Genomic DNA, 14731 nt, shown 5'->3' on the forward strand with positions numbered 1-14731 from the left:
TTCAATTAACGGAAAACAGGATATTCGCCGTCTTGTGCTCACCTGCTAAAGTATAAAGAGCAGATGTTAACGGAAATGAGCAGGATTGTAAAAAAATTGTAAGTGCGCCCAATCCCTATTTGACTGTGCTTGTTTTAGAGCTATAATATAATCAGGTAACGTCTATCCTTACATATAGAAAGAGGTGAATGCATTGGGAAATTGATGGTACATGTACACTGGCTTCTTATTCAAAAATCTAATATTCGAAGGAGGTGAACCCGCAGCTGTCTGATCAATATTTGCAGCAGACAGTGCGGGAGACACACTTGACTGACCCCTTACCCAGTTTGTGGAACTTAGTATTTGTATTTATTCTTGTTTTGTTAAATGGATTTTTTGTTGCAGCGGAATTTGCGATGGTCAAAATTCGTAGCAGTCGTCTGGAGACGCTGGTTGATGCAGGTAATGCACGAGCACGCTTTGCACAGTCGATCGTTAATAACCTGGATGCCTATTTATCGGCCTGTCAATTGGGAATTACACTGGCTTCCCTGGGACTTGGCTGGATTGGTGAACCGGCAATCGCTGGACTGATCCGACCGATATTTGCGGCAATTGGCTGGAATAATGAAGTAGCAGTACACAGCGTATCCGTAGCCATCGCTTTTATAGTGATTACGATACTGCATATTGTACTCGGGGAACTTGCACCCAAATCGCTCGCGATCCGCAAAGCGGAAAGTGTAACCTTATGGACAGCCGGACCGATGCTCTTATTCCATAAAATCATGTATCCTTTTATCTGGATGTTGAATGGCATGGCGAATGCCCTGCTCAAACTGTTCGGAATCGCTCCGGCCTCCGAGCTGGAATCCGCTCATACGGAAGAAGAGATACGCATACTCATGAAAGAAAGCAACAAGAGCGGACTGATCGATAATACCGAACTGGCGCTGGTTGATAATATATTTGAATTTGCAGATACAACCGCCCATGAAATTATGATTCCACGTACGGAAATGATCTGTCTGAGCCTGCATGCTCCCCGCGAGGAGAATCTGCAGATTGCTCTTGATGGGATGCGCACCCGATATCCGGTATGCGATGGCGACAAAGATCATATTGTCGGCTTCCTGCATATCAAGGATCTGATGCGTTATCAGATTACAGACACCGTAAAATTGATTCGTCCGATTATTGCTGTACCGGAATCGATCAAAATCAGCGAACTGATGAAGCTGATGCAGCGTGGCAAAACGCAAATCGCGATTTTGATTGATGAATATGGCGGTACAGCCGGTCTGGTAACACTCGAGGATATAATGGAAGAAATCGTCGGAGAAATTCAGGATGAGTTTGACCATGAACGTCCAGTCGTAGAGCCGATCAATGAGATGACGTATTCCATTGATGGTCTGATGCTGATCGAAGAGATCAACACACGGTTCTCGCTGGATCTGGATTCCAGTGAATATGATACCATCGGCGGATGGCTGTACTCTCGTGTAGAGTCGCTGCCTCCGCAAGTAGGACAGAGCGTGGCACATGACGGGCACTTATTTGTAGTGGAAGAAACGGAGAACAAGCGAATTTCCAGAATTAAGCTGGTAATTACGCAGTTTGCTGTGACGACCAATCAGGCACTCGCCTGATCAGCATGAAAAAGCCGAAATTATCCGCTACGGGTAATTTCGGCTTTTTCTTTTATAAGGAAGTATAAAAGGAAGTATAATAAGAAAAACTCGATCAGCTGGATCATATTGTGATCTGAACAAGTTATCAATCCTGAAGGGGTTATAGGTAAGATACTTATTACCGCTTCAACAGAATAACCCCTTTGGATACAATCATCCGAAGGGGTTATTTTTCATTTATACATATAGAAATGTTTACTTATATCATAGGTCAGTCGATTAACGACGATGGTCTGCTTTTTCTACATCTGCATTGACTTCTTCGTCAGCTTCGTTGATCTGCAGCTCGGTGTCGCCTTCGCCTTTTTCTTCGTAGACTTCGACAGCTTCACCCTGTTCCACATGCTGGTTGCTGCCATCAATATCATTGGCGGCGAATGTCTCTACACTCTCGGTAAAGTTATCGTTGCTGTCCCGGCCTTCGGCCAGATCGTTGTAGTTATGCACTTCACGCTGTGCACTGAGTGCTGGAGAGTCAGCTACGCCGTAATCTTCAACCGCCTGCCATGCGCCGGCATCATCGAATCGGCCTGTATTCTGCTGACGATTCTCACCGGAACCTTTGGCTGCCGGGGTGATAATATCTTCTTCCACTGGACGATAATCACTTACATTATCATGTGGACTCTCGTCGACGAGGTAAGTTGTAAATGGCAAAGCCTGAAGGCGCTCGAACGGGATTTCTTTACCGCTGATTTCGCTGATTCCATAGGTGCCATTCTCGATACGTTCGAGTGCGGCATTGACTTGATCCAGTGTATCATTCATCTGGTCATCAATCGCGAGATCACGTCCGCGTTCGAAAGTCTCTGTACCCAGATCGGCCGGGTGATTATCTACAGCAGTCAATTCGCCAGTAGACATACGCTCCGATTCAATCTGTCCATCTTCAGTACGGTCCTTATCTACTTCAAAATGACGCTCCAGTCCTTCTTTCTCTTCCAGTAAGCTATTTTTAAGCTCCTCTATTTGAGATTTCGTTAAATGTTTCATTGTTAAAAACTCCCTTCCGTCTTTGGCTGCATATCGGACTGTGCTCGTAGGCAACAGCCTGTTGTACCTCATTTACCCTTCTTGCCTGTGAATTAATCTTTTGCTATCTTGCTGTTTCAAAAGGAGAGACGGATTATAGACGATTACCTGGTCATGATTATCGTAGTCACATTGAGTTTCCTCCTAATTTGCTCATCGCGGCTTAAGCGTAAACGCTACTATTTATTTGTAAGTTGTTAATAAAACGAAGGTTGTGGTTAATACAAAAAGACGTAAACTTTCTAACTTTTGTTATTTTCACCACACCGTTTGCTGCTATAGTTCAGGCTCATACATTCTACGATTACATCTGGAGAGGGGAATACAAATGAAAGCACTAACGTATCAGGGAAAACGCAATGTAAAAGTCAAAGAGGTTAAAGACCCACGCATCGAAAAGCAGGATGATATTGTCGTCCGGATCACTTCTACAGCAATCTGCGGTTCCGATCTTCATATCTTTAATGGCGAGACACCGGTTATTCATGACGACTATGTAGTTGGACATGAGCCAATGGGGATTGTTGAAGAAGTAGGTCCAGGCGTCACTCGCGTTAAAAAAGGCGATCGTGTTGTTATCCCGTTCAACGTTGCCTGTGGCGAATGTTTCTTCTGTAAAAACCAGATGGAAAGTCAGTGCGATAATTCCAATGAAATGGAAGAAAAGAATACAGGAGCTTACTTTGGCTTTGATATCTATGGTGGATATCCGGGTGGTCAGGCAGAGCTGATGCGTGTACCTTACGCAAATTTCCTGCCATTCGTTATTCCGGAATCAGCTGAAGTAACCGATGAACAGGTATTGTTCCTGTCGGATATTATGCCTACAGCATTTTGGAGTGTAGAGAGTGGTGGCGTCAAAGCAGGCGATACCGTTATTATCCTGGGCTGTGGTCCGGTCGGACTGCTGGCACAGAAATTCGCTTGGCAAAAAGGGGCTAAACGCGTTATTGCCGTTGACCATCTGCCATACCGTCTGGCACATGCCAAGCGTACAAATAATGTAGAAGTCGTGAATTTCAAAGAAGTTCCGGATGTGGATCAATATCTGCTGGAACTGACCAGTGGTGGAGCAGACGTGGTTATTGACTGTGTCGGACTGGATGCAGACAAGAGCACGGCCGAGAAGATCCAGACTTCACTCAAACTGCAGGGCGGCGGACTCGGCGCATTCCGGATCGCAGCCAATGTCGTACGTAAATTCGGTACGATTCAGGTGACTGGAGTATACGGCGAAAACTACAATATGTTCCCGCTGGGTCATTTATTCGAGCGTAATGTCAAATTGGCTATGGGCCAGGCTCCGGTTGTTCACTATATGCCGCAGCTGTTCAAACAAATCACAGACGGTACGATTGATCCGACCGATATCATTACGCACAAGCTATCACTGAGTGATGCAGAGCGTGGATATGATATTTTCGATAATAAAAAAGAAGATTGTATCAAGGTTATTCTGCAGCCATAAGCAGCATAGAATAAACGGCAGGAGAGTAAGATAAATCCTCTGTCATTCATCTGTTTTTCTTGGTTCGCGCGTTAGAAAGCCTGTGAAGATAACAAAATAACGGAGAAATAAAAAAAACAGCCAGCGATCATAGAATCGTTGGCTGTTTGTCTATATTGAAAAATGCTGCTCATAAGCTTTTGATACAAAATGTGTAGCCGGAAGCAGGGGATAGATTAAAACGCCCAGCCGCCTTGTTTGAATACAGGCTCTTCCTGACCATCTTCGGTAATACCGTAAATGTCCATTTCGCCGGAGCCAATCATAAAGTCTACGTGTACCAGACTGTTATTCAGACCACGCTCGGTCAGCTCTTCACGGGACATTTCTTTGCCACCCTGCAGGTTAAAGGCATAAGCGCTGCCGATCGCCAGGTGATTGGATGCATTCTCGTCGAACAGAGTGTTATAGTACAAAATGTTGGACATGGAAATTGGAGAACGATGCGGTACCAGAGCGACTTCACCCAGATAATGAGCACCTTCATCCATTTCGACGAGGTGCTGCAGAGTATCCTGTCCTTTCTCTGCTTCAACACCAACGATTCGTCCATCCTTGAAGGTCAGCTTGAAGTTATCGATAATTGTACCACCGTAGCTAAGCGGCTTGGTACTGCTTACATAGCCATTTACATCTGTTTTCAGTGGAGCGGTAAATACTTCTTCAGTTGGCATATTGGCGATAAATGCATCCCCACGCTGGCTGATACTGTCAGCTGCTGCCCAGATATGACCTTTTGGCAGACCAATCGTCAGATCAGTGCCTGGTGCTACATAATGAAGCTGCTTGTAGGCTTTTTTATTCAAATAATCGGATTTTTCGTTCAGTGTTTTGACATGGGCTTCCCATGCGGCAATCGCATCGGTTTCACCTACGCGTACTGCTTTGAAAATGTAATCCCACATCGTGCTTACTTGATTTTCCGGAGATTCATTCGGGAATACTTTGGCTGCCCAGGACTCGGAAGGAACAGCGACGATAGACCAGCTGAGTTTGTCGGATTGTACGTATTCACGGTACTTGGACAATACGATACTGGACGATTTTTGGGAAGCAGCGATACGTTTGGAATCGATGCCTTTGAGCAGATCGGGATCGTCGGCTACGACGTGGAGAACAGCACCACCATCGACAGCCAGTTCTTCCATCTCTGCCGCGTACCATTTAGGACCGATCTCAAAAGATTCATCCGGTGCCAATTCGTAGCGCAAGCGGGTGATCTGATCATCATTCCAATTGATTTTGACTAATGCAGCGCCAGCTTCATACGCTTTGCGGGTAACCAGACGTACAAATTCGGCGGCATGAATAGGTGCATTAACAATAAAGCGTTGTCCCGGTTGGATATTCACACCAACACGGACAGCGAGTTCAGCGTATTGTTCGAGCTTTGTTTGGAAATCTGACATGAATAATTCCTCCATTTCGACTAACTGCAAAAGTATGGGCTTCGCCCGCGGGAAGTGATTTCTGTTAAGCAAAATCACAATTAAAGACCCGCCTTATTCATTCTACAGGAAGCAGAGCAGGTTGAAAACTGCAAACGCTTATTTCCAGTCATATGTAAGATGTAGAAAGTTACATATAATGTAAGAGAAGTTGGAAAGTGACTGAAAATAAGCTAGAATACATGTTAAATCCCGTTGTTAAATGAGAGGATTCGTGTATATAAGTATATAGCGGTGAAATGAAGACTGATTATATATTTCAGTGGGATGCAGGAGAGGGGCACCTATATGAATACAGATTGGAAAGCAGCCGAGGAAGCGCTACGAAGGATCGGAGTAAATGGCAGTGAAGATAATGAACTGGTCGTCATATCCGGCTATGCTGATGGAGTACGTTGTATTGGTATTGGTACCGATGCAGCCGTATTCACTTATGATCAGACTCCAGGGTATGCCTACAAAATTTTTGCGCCGCAGGCGATTAGCAAAATTCCTGTGGAGGCTTCTGTATATGACAAACTCCAGGGATCACCATACTTCCCGGTATATTATGGACATGGAGCTAATTATCTGGTGATGAGTTATGAGTCGGGGCCTACGCTTCAGGATTGTCTATTGCAGGGAATTGAAGTGCCGGAGCAGGTAATTCTCGATGTGGAGATCGCCAGGGAATATGTGCGCAGTGTAGGGTTAAACCCCCGGGATATCCATCTCAAAAATGTAATTGTACAGGATGGACATGCCAAAGTTATTGATGTCTCCGAGTATGTACAGGAGGGAGATGACAAGCGCTGGGATCATCTGGTATGGGCATATTATCAATTTTATGACCGGATTGCAGGCAGAAGTATCCCTTCATGGGTGCTCGATACTATCAAAAACTGGTATTCTCGGATTGATCGTATTAACAATAACCTGAGTCTGGAGGACTTCGCCAAGCGAGTAGGCGATTTATTCTCCAAATATATGAAGTAAGGAATATACAGACGATTATTCATATCGCATGTTAAAAAATACCCGATAGCAAAACAAGATAGCAAAAAGCTGCATTCCCGTAGAAATGCAGCTTTTTGCTGTCTGAAGCTTTGTGGTTACCGGCAATCCGTTGGCAGCTTTTTGGCATACCGGAAAGGTCACCGGCTGTTTCTCAATAACAATCAATCTATATAAAGGTCATTCGGCATAGCCGTCCGACTCTTGCTAGTGAGAGTGTGAGAATAGAAGATGGTTTATACTTTGCAGAAAGCGATCATTTGCTGTAATTCTTCTGCCATTACCGACAGATGTCTTGCCGAGGAAGCGACATCTTCCATCGTAGACAGCTGCTGTTCACTGGCGGCATTCATTTCCTGAATACCTGCAGAACCTTGCTGGGACAGTGCACTCAGATGCTCCATCGCTTCGGCAATCGAGTGGGACTTGCTACCGACATTGATAATTTTGTCACGGGTACCGCCAATTTGTTGAACAGTCGTTACTACAGATTGCTGAATCGCTTCGAAAGCGACACTTACGCGCTTGCTGCTGTCTACACCGGCTTGAACATTATTAACAGAATCGGTCGCCTGGGCTACGGCATTTTGGCTTTCGGTTTGTACATCACTGATCAACTGGGTGATCATAGTGGAGGATTCAGCTGCACTTTCAGCCAGTTTGCGGATTTCTTCGGCAACAACGGCAAATCCTTTGCCTGCTTCACCTGCACGGGCAGCTTCGATAGAAGCATTCAGAGCCAGAAGATTCGTTTGTTTGGCAATCTGCTGAATCGCTGAGGAAGCGAAGCTGATTTGATCGGATTTATTGTTCAGACTGTTCATCACGCTAAGGTTATCGTGGATACCAGTCGACAAGCGCTGGATAATACCTGTAATTTCACGAACTTCATTTAATCCTTCATCGGCGGCGTCCTGCATGGAGCTGGTCAGCGTACGGATCTGGGCACTATTGTTTTGTACATCCTGCATTTGCTGCGCCATCTCATTCACCGAATCGGTAACATGAATAATAGTATCGGTCTGGGAAGTGAAGCCGGTGGACAATTCGCCTGATGATACTGCGATATGGGATGAAGCCTGGGCAGTCTGTTCGGCACTGGCTGTTAATTCTTCGGAAGCGGCAGACAGCGTCATAGCACTTTCGTCGACACTTTTGATAATTTTGCGCATGCTGCCAATCAGCGTATTGAATGCTTTGGCAACCTGTCCGATTTCATCACCTGCATCCTGCTCGGCTACTACCGTCAGATCTCCTTCTGCTGCAGCAGACATCAATGTCTGTACCTCACGCAGCGGACGAACAATCAGGCGGACAATCCAGATACCGAGCAGCAGGGAAACGAGCAATCCGATCACAGAGACAACGATAGTAACGACAACTGCCTGATGGTAATTGGCATCGGCATCTGCTTTGCTCTGGGCAGCTTCTTTCATCATGTTGTCACGAATCTGATTGAGCAAGTCATTCAGGCTGAGACGGATTTTCTCAAGTTCGGCATAGGCAGCTTCTGCGGCTGGCCGGTTTCCTTCTGCAACTGCTTTGAGTACCTTGTCACGAGTGGCGGAGAACGTTTTGGCAACTTCGACGAGCTGTGCAGCCAGGGGCTGGTTTTGCACACTCAGCTGGGTTTGTCCGACAACATCATACTGCGTTTTGGTATTGGCTGCTGTCGCTTGAATTTCGCTGATCAGCTGCGGATTATTGGATGTATCATCCGCGGTAAACATTTTGAGCAACCGGTTTGCATTGGAACTGTAATTGATGATGATCTGATCCATGGCGGTAATAGGCTTGATATTGTTGGTATACATATTGGTAGCTATACCGGACATCTGTTCTGTAGAACGGATTCCGTTAAAGGAGATAGCAGAAAGAACAAGCAGATTGACAATAATCAGAATAATAATCTTCGTGCGGACTTTCAGGTTTTTCATGAAAATAGCCTCATTTCATTAAAGTAGGCAAGCAGGTGAAGCAAGAAGAGGTTGATCAATAAATAGAATTATATTTTAAAACGGGCAAGGGCATGCTGCAGATTCTCGGCAAGCTCGGACAGGTAACGCGCAGAGCCGGATACTTCTTCCATCGTGGACAGCTGCTCTTCGCTGGCGGCACCGGTCTGCTGGATACCTGCAGAGCTTTGTTCGGTAATCGCGCTGACATGTTCCATGGCTTCTGCGATTTTCTCGGATTGACGGGCGACTTCCTGAATCATTTCGCTGGAAATACCGATTTTGCCTGAAGTGGCGTCCACCGATTCGCGAATTGCTTCAAAAGCTGTATTGACACGCAGACTGCTTTGGACACTCGCCTGGATACTGCTGGAAGACTGATTGACCTGCTCGACTGCGGCACGGCTGCTATCCTGAATAGACTGCACCATATCCGAGATTTCCTTGGAAGAGTCGGCAGCACCGGTAGCAAGCTTGCGGATTTCTTCAGCGACTACCGCGAATCCACGACCAGCTTCTCCCGCACGCGCAGCTTCAATCGAAGCATTCAGAGCGAGCAGGTTGGTCTGCTGGGCGATCTGCTGAATAGAAGAGGAAGCAAGACCAATCTGGTCGGATGTTGTATTCAGCTGTGTCATAACACGCAGATTTTGTTCCATATCTATAGATAATCCCTTGATCAAACGGGTAATTTCATTGACTTCCTGCAGACCGTTATGAGCAGCAGAGGTCATCTGCTCGGTGAGTTTGTTGATTTCCTGGCTGTTGGTCGATACAAGACCCATTTTCTCGTACATGGAGCTGACCGATTGATTAACCTGGTTAACTGATTCAACCTGGGATTCAATACCGGTTGACATTTCATTGGTAGCAACAGCGATATGTTCGGCTGCCTGGGCAGTTTGTTCAGCACTGGCGGTTAACTCTTCGGAGGAAGCGGACAGGGTGAGTGCACTCTCATCTACCTGACGGATAATAGCTTTGACATTGCCGATCATAGAGTTAAAGGAAGAAGTAACCATGCCAATCTCGTCCCGGGAGTCATAATCTCCCGCTACTGTCAGATCGCCGTCACCTGCTCTGCTCATCAATTGCTGCAATTGAGCCAATGGACGTGTAATCATCTGACTGATCATAAATCCGAACAGCAGAGAAAGCAGAATGCCTGCAGCAATTACCGAGATCAGAATTATTTTGGACGAAGACGCGGAAGAATCAATTTGTTCACTGGTAGCGGCAGCTTCCTGGGTGAGTTGACTGTTCAGGCTTCTGGTCGCTGCATTCATCGCCTGACGGATCGGTTCGACTTTGGCAGTGAATAAGCTATAGGCTTCTGTATTGTTATTTTGCAGAGCAAGCGATTGTACTTGTTCAAGCAAGCTTTGATACGTATTCAGATTGCTTTTGTACTGATTGTACAAATCAGCCGAAGTGGATGTGAGTGTAATAGTATTCAGATGAGCGTACAGTTTTTCATTGGATGTTATACGTTCCTGAATAGAATTTTTCAATTCATCATTGCGTTGTTGATCTTTGGTTAGCATAAGTTCCATAATGGCCGATTCAATAGTGCGATTATCGATAATAACCTGATTGATATCCATACTGGCGAGCATATTCTGGTTGTACATTAGCTGCGCTTTGGCAGCTATTCGATCAGTAGTCTGGTACCCGGTGATTCCGACGGCTGCCAGAAATACAAGCGTAGCGGCCAGCAGGGCAAGAATTTTGGTTTTTACTTTCAAATGGCGCATAGACAGTCGCTCCTTAGGTTTAAATGATAAATTGTCGAAATGGTAACATTCTCCGAAGCTGTTTGTCGAAAATTGACAGAAGCATTATAATTATCAGATTGGCTTATTATTAGGGCACAGTATCTGTAATTCGACGTAAGTTGAAGTAGCTAACCATTTTAGTTGGTATTTTATATGTCGGATAACTAGTTCTATTTGATTATACTAAATTGGACAAAATATATAATTTAGTTGAAATTTGTCGAAAAATAGGTGATTTATTGGTTCAAAAGACCTGGTGGCGATTATTTATCCAGACGTAAGTTTATAAATAAAGAAGAGCGAACCATTGCGTTCGACTTTATGGTGTCAAAGCCTAACTCTATCTATATAAAGAAGAAAGAAGGATTATCCATGAAAAAAGATTTATACATTAATGGAGTATGGACGCCTGCCCAATCGTATACGGCGCTGTACTCTCCATATAGCAAAGAACAAATTGCCGAAGTGGCTGAAGCCAATGCCGAAGAAGCGAAACAGGCGATTACGGCTGCATATGAAGCCAGAGATACCATGCGTAATATGCCGGCTCATCGCCGGGCAGCTATTCTCGAAAAGCTGGCACAGCTACTGCAGGAACGCAGCGAAGAAGCAGCCCGGCTAATCGCAACAGAAGGCTCCAAACCACTGAGTGCGGCCCGCGGAGAAATTGCACGTACGATAGAGACCTACAAATTTGCAGCGGAAGAAGCCAAGCGCATCCATGGAGAGACCATTCCTCTTGATGCGGCTGCTACCGGTGAAGGGCGTACTGCCTATACTGTCAAAGAACCGGTCGGAGTGGTCGGAGCGATTACACCATTCAATTTCCCGATGAATCTGGTAGCGCACAAAGTAGGACCAGGCATTGCAGCCGGTAATACAATTGTGCTGAAGCCGGCGGAACAGACCCCATTGTCTTCATTACTGCTTGCCGAATTATTGGAAGAAGCCGGATTGCCTGCCGGAGCACTCAATGTAGTTACCGGTGACGGCAAAACGGTCGGCGATGTGATTGTAACTGATGAAAGGGTCAAAGCTTTATCCTTCACTGGTAGTCCTGCTGTAGGTATCTCGATCCGTGCACGCGCAGGCTTGAAAAAGGTAACCTTGGAGCTTGGGTCCAACTCCGGATTGATTATTGATGCAGATACAGACATTGCTGGAATAATGGATCGAGTGGTGTCCGGAGCATTCTCCAATCAGGGCCAGGTCTGCATTTCGGTTCAGCGTATCTATGTACATGAACAGATTTACGATCATTTTGTAAAGCAGTTCGTAGAGAAGACTGCACAACTGAAAATGGGAGATCCACTGGCGGAGGATACAGATGTAGCAGCAATGATTGCACCCAAAGAACAGCAGCGTGCAATAGAATGGATCAATGAGGCTGTAGAGCAGGGAGCAGAGATCGCCTATGGCGGCAAAGTGGAAAATGAACTGCTGCTGCCTACAGTGCTGCTAAATGTACAGCCTCAGTCGAAGATCGCCTGTCGCGAAGTATTTGCGCCAATCGTTATGATTAACCGTGTATCCGGAGTAGATGAAGCTATTGCAGCAGTCAATCAATCGGACTACGGTCTGCAAGCGGGGATTTATACCAAGCAGCTAGATACTGCTTTTCGGGCGGTGCATCAGCTGGAGGTAGGCGGCGTAATTATCAATGATATTCCTACATTCCGGGTTGACCATATGCCGTACGGCGGTGTCAAACAAAGTGGAACCGGTCGTGAAGGAATCAAATATGCAATGGAAGAAATGATGGAAACGAAGCTGGTTGTATTCAAGCATCAGCGCTAATCATTACTACAGGAAGTGGCTGCCAAACAGGTGGCTGCTTCCTTTTTTTTGCATGTCATTATAAAAACAACTTATAAATTCAAAAAGTATATGTATATATTTTCCTGATTCTTATACAAATACGTTCTTATCTTAATCAGGAAAAATTTTAAAAAGAAAATAATACGTTAAAAAGTAAATTAAATCGTCTTAACGTGTAATTTTAGCAGTTTTTTTGACCATTTGTTAATAAATCGGACTGCTAATGTTAACTATCTAAATAATTTTACACTTTTTTCTAATTTTCAGTTAAAAACCTATTTATTTTTTTTAGGAATCGTGATACGCTTTCTCCCAACACCAAGACCTATCCATTATTTGCAAGAAAAGGACAAATATTATCTGTGAAAGGTGGGATGCCCGGATCTCATATTGTCGCTCTGTTGTTTGTGGCCCGCTGTACATAGCTGGCAAAACGGTTCACCGGCAAGCTGTTTTACCAATTGGCAGAATGATTATTTTCATGCAGGCTTCAACGCTGTGCAGACAGCATCAATTCCAAAAAAACCAAATGAACAGGAGAGAATACTTTGAAAAAAACCGCTACTCTTTTACTCGCAGGAAGCTTACTTGTAGGTGCTAGCTCTTCCGTATTTGCAGCAGATACCAATGATCTGGCGCCACTGGGTGATTATACTCCCAAGCTGATTAATCAGCCGACTACAATTACTGGAGCCTCCGGCGACGAGAAAGTTTGGAAATTCCTGGATAAGCAAAAACGCACACTTGTTAGCGATGGTGCAGAATCCCAGGATGTCAAAGATCTGTTTGAGATTACAAAAAGACAGGCTGATTCCAAAACAGGTACAGACCATTATCGTCTGAACCAGGTATATCAAGGTATTCCGGTATATGGTGCTGAACAGACACTCCACTTTGACAAATCAGGCAACGTATCCCTGTATATGGGTAAAGTGGTTAACGATCTGTCCGACAAATTGGGAGCTCCCGAGGCAGCTGCTCCTGAGCAGAAAGTAACCGAAGATGTCTATGCTGATGTAAAAGAAACAGCAGTCAGCGATACTTATAATCTGGTAACACCGGAAATCAGCGCTTCCGAAGCAATCAGTATTGCCCAAAAAGATGCAGCTTCCAAAGTAGGAACACTGGGTGAAGCGCAAATCGCGCCTTCTGCCAAACTGTATATCTATGCACCAGAAGGCAAAGAAGCACGCCTGGCTTATGTAACAGAAGTGAACGTTCTGGAGCCGGCTCCGGTACGTACACGTTACTTTGTAGATGCCAAAGATGGATCGGTACTGTTCCAGTATGATCTGATCGAGCATGCGACAGGTACAGGTAAAGGTGTGCTGGGCGATACTAAAACATTCACAGTAGGAACTTCCGGTTCCCGCTATGTACTGACAGATACGACTCGTGGTAATGGTATTCAGACGTATACGGCAGCCAACCGTACATCTCTGCCGGGTACTACTGTATCCAGCACATCGACAACATTTAACGATCCTGCAGCTGTAGATGCACATGCCTATGCTGCACGTGTATATGACTTCTACAAATCCAACTTTGGACGCAACAGCATTGATGGTAGAGGAATGGCAATCCGCTCGACGGCTCACTATTCCACTAACTACAACAATGCGTTCTGGAACGGTTCCCAAATGGTATACGGTGATGGCGATGGCACTACATTCATCCCATTATCCGGCGACCTGGATGTAATCGGTCATGAGCTGACTCACGGTGTAACCGAGAATACAGCCAACCTGGAATACTATGGTCAATCCGGTGCCCTGAACGAGTCCATTTCCGATATGTTCGGTAATACAATCGAAGGCAAAAACTGGATGATCGGTGATGCTATCTACACACCACGCGTATCTGGCGATGCACTGCGTTACATGGATAACCCGGAGAAAGGTGACCAACCTTCCCGTATGGACGACTTTGTGAACACATCTGCCGATAATGGCGGCGTTCACACCAACAGTGGTATTCCGAACAAATCGTTCTACCTGCTTGCTCAAGGCGGAACATTTGACGGCGTAAGTGTAACAGGTATCGGCCGCTCCCAAGCGATCCAAATCGTCTATCGTGCGCTGAACTACTACCTGACCTCCACTTCCGATTTCTCTGACTACCGTTCTGCAATGATTCAGGCTTCTACAGATCTGTATGGTGCCAATTCCGCACAGACTACAGCTGTGAAGAACTCCCTGAGCGCTGTCGGTATTCTGTAATCACTTATTGTTAATCGCATAATCTGATAAAAAAGTCTCCTTTTTGCTGAAAAGCAGAGAGGAGACTTTTTTTGATTAAAAGGATAATAAAAGGGGGATGGAGCAAAACAATTTTGCTTGTAGCAACTAACGTTTTGCAAGGCAAAATACTCGGCGGTTATTAAAAGCCGGATTCTACCCTTTTAATTGAACAGAAGTTGATTAATGTAACATGAAGGGTGAGATATATGAGCATATTTTCAATAAAAATAAAAATTCAGTTAAAAATGTGTTTATTTCCTTTGAGAATCATGGTATTATTTTTTCCA

The 14731-nt window shown here is 45.1% G+C and carries 9 protein-coding genes; 5 read left to right on the top strand and 4 right to left on the bottom strand.

Features of this window, described 5'->3' with window-relative positions; genetic code table 11:
* The first annotated feature begins 308 nt into the window (after positions 1-308).
* Positions 309-1634 carry a hemolysin family protein gene (locus tag AR543_RS13535; RefSeq protein WP_060536782.1) on the top strand — a complete coding sequence of 442 codons (1326 nt, stop codon included), beginning with the start codon at positions 309-311 and terminating at the stop codon, positions 1632-1634.
* Positions 1635-1895: 261 nt separating this feature from the next.
* On the opposite strand, the gene AR543_RS13540 is transcribed toward AR543_RS13535, so the two are convergent.
* Entirely contained in the window at positions 1896-2669 is a 774-nt protein-coding gene (locus tag AR543_RS13540) for a TraR/DksA C4-type zinc finger protein (RefSeq protein WP_060535018.1), read from the bottom strand.
* A 367-nt stretch (positions 2670-3036) separates the two neighbouring features.
* On the opposite strand from AR543_RS13540, the gene AR543_RS13545 reads away from it, so the two are divergent.
* Positions 3037-4176, top strand: a complete 1140-nt coding sequence (locus tag AR543_RS13545; RefSeq protein ID WP_060535019.1) for a zinc-dependent alcohol dehydrogenase — start codon at positions 3037-3039, stop codon at positions 4174-4176.
* Between the two features lie 215 nt (positions 4177-4391).
* Here the strand turns inward: AR543_RS13545 and AR543_RS13550 are convergent, their stop codons facing one another.
* Positions 4392-5624, bottom strand: a complete 1233-nt coding sequence (locus AR543_RS13550) for an aminopeptidase (RefSeq protein ID WP_060535020.1) — start codon at positions 5622-5624, stop codon at positions 4392-4394.
* A 327-nt stretch (positions 5625-5951) separates the two neighbouring features.
* Between AR543_RS13550 and AR543_RS13555 the strand changes: the two genes are divergently transcribed.
* Complete coding sequence (locus AR543_RS13555; protein WP_060535021.1) at positions 5952-6638, top strand: hypothetical protein; 687 nt, start codon at positions 5952-5954, stop codon at positions 6636-6638.
* Positions 6639-6892: 254 nt separating this feature from the next.
* Here AR543_RS13555 and AR543_RS13560 read toward each other — a convergent pair whose 3' ends face one another.
* The gene (locus tag AR543_RS13560) at positions 6893-8593 is read right to left on the bottom strand and encodes a methyl-accepting chemotaxis protein (protein ID WP_060535022.1); all 1701 of its coding nucleotides are present in this window, start codon (positions 8591-8593) and stop codon (positions 6893-6895) included.
* A 68-nt stretch (positions 8594-8661) separates the two neighbouring features.
* Positions 8662-10365 (bottom strand): methyl-accepting chemotaxis protein, encoded by a 1704-nt coding sequence (locus tag AR543_RS13565; RefSeq protein WP_060535023.1) that lies wholly within the window; start codon positions 10363-10365, stop codon positions 8662-8664.
* Between the two features lie 393 nt (positions 10366-10758).
* On the opposite strand from AR543_RS13565, the gene AR543_RS13570 reads away from it, so the two are divergent.
* Together AR543_RS13570 and AR543_RS13575 are read left to right on the top strand one after the other, a co-directional pair.
* Positions 10759-12183 carry an aldehyde dehydrogenase family protein gene (locus AR543_RS13570; protein WP_060535024.1) on the top strand — a complete coding sequence of 475 codons (1425 nt, stop codon included), beginning with the start codon at positions 10759-10761 and terminating at the stop codon, positions 12181-12183.
* A gap of 569 nt (positions 12184-12752) precedes the next feature.
* Positions 12753-14423, top strand: coding sequence for a M4 family metallopeptidase (locus AR543_RS13575; RefSeq protein WP_060535025.1), 1671 nt, complete (start codon positions 12753-12755; stop codon positions 14421-14423).
* Positions 14424-14731 lie beyond the last annotated feature (308 nt).

It is taken from the genome of Paenibacillus bovis, from assembly GCF_001421015.2.
GTDB classification, from domain to species: domain Bacteria; phylum Bacillota; class Bacilli; order Paenibacillales; family Paenibacillaceae; genus Saccharibacillus; species Saccharibacillus bovis.

Coding starts and splice junctions, on each gene's coding strand:
- AR543_RS13550 (WP_060535020.1), bottom strand. CDS start 5,624: ATGTCAGATTTCCAAACAAAGCTCGAACAATACGCTGAACTCGCTGTC.
- AR543_RS13540 (WP_060535018.1), bottom strand. CDS start 2,669: ATGAAACATTTAACGAAATCTCAAATAGAGGAGCTTAAAAATAGCTTA.
- AR543_RS13545 (WP_060535019.1), top strand. CDS start 3,037: ATGAAAGCACTAACGTATCAGGGAAAACGCAATGTAAAAGTCAAAGAG.
- AR543_RS13560 (WP_060535022.1), bottom strand. CDS start 8,593: ATGAAAAACCTGAAAGTCCGCACGAAGATTATTATTCTGATTATTGTC.
- AR543_RS13570 (WP_060535024.1), top strand. CDS start 10,759: ATGAAAAAAGATTTATACATTAATGGAGTATGGACGCCTGCCCAATCG.
- AR543_RS13565 (WP_060535023.1), bottom strand. CDS start 10,365: ATGCGCCATTTGAAAGTAAAAACCAAAATTCTTGCCCTGCTGGCCGCT.
- AR543_RS13555 (WP_060535021.1), top strand. CDS start 5,952: ATGAATACAGATTGGAAAGCAGCCGAGGAAGCGCTACGAAGGATCGGA.